General features: G+C 61.8%; 1 protein-coding gene. It reads left to right on the forward strand.

Translation table 11 applies throughout. The features are described 5' to 3' along the window. A partial coding sequence (locus tag AB1462_RS32195; RefSeq protein WP_367249171.1) for an SDR family NAD(P)-dependent oxidoreductase occupies nt 1-319 on the forward strand: 319 nt, incomplete at its 5' end. Nucleotides 320-429 lie beyond the last annotated feature (110 nt).

Here is a 429-nt window from a genome sequence, read left to right on the forward strand (position 1 = left end):
TCGGTACATCGTGCCTGGCTACGCCACCTATGGCGCGTGCAAGGGGGCCATCGAAGTGTTCTCGCGCTACGTGGCCAAGGAATATGGCCCGCGCGGCATCAGGTCGAACACCGTGGCTCCCGGCGGCATCGTGACCGACTTCAACAACGCCACAATCCGTAGCAATCCGCAGGCGCAATCCTTCATCATCGGTCAGACGGCCATGGGGCGCTTGGGTCAGGCTGACGATATCAGCGGCGTCGTCTCGTTCCTGTGCAGCGACGGTTCACGGTGGATGACCGGGCAGCGCCTGGAAGTCACTGGGGGATTCAACCTGTGAGCTCGTGCCGACCTGTCGAGATGAGCATCCGGGTTAGGGCTGCACCGGCGTTGCTTGGTTACTCGGCCGTAGTCAGATGGAGCCTGATGTGAGCAATGCCAAACTGCAGG

It is taken from the genome of Pseudomonas sp. SB113 (assembly GCF_040754745.1).
Lineage (GTDB): Bacteria > Pseudomonadota > Gammaproteobacteria > Pseudomonadales > Pseudomonadaceae > Aquipseudomonas > Aquipseudomonas grimontii.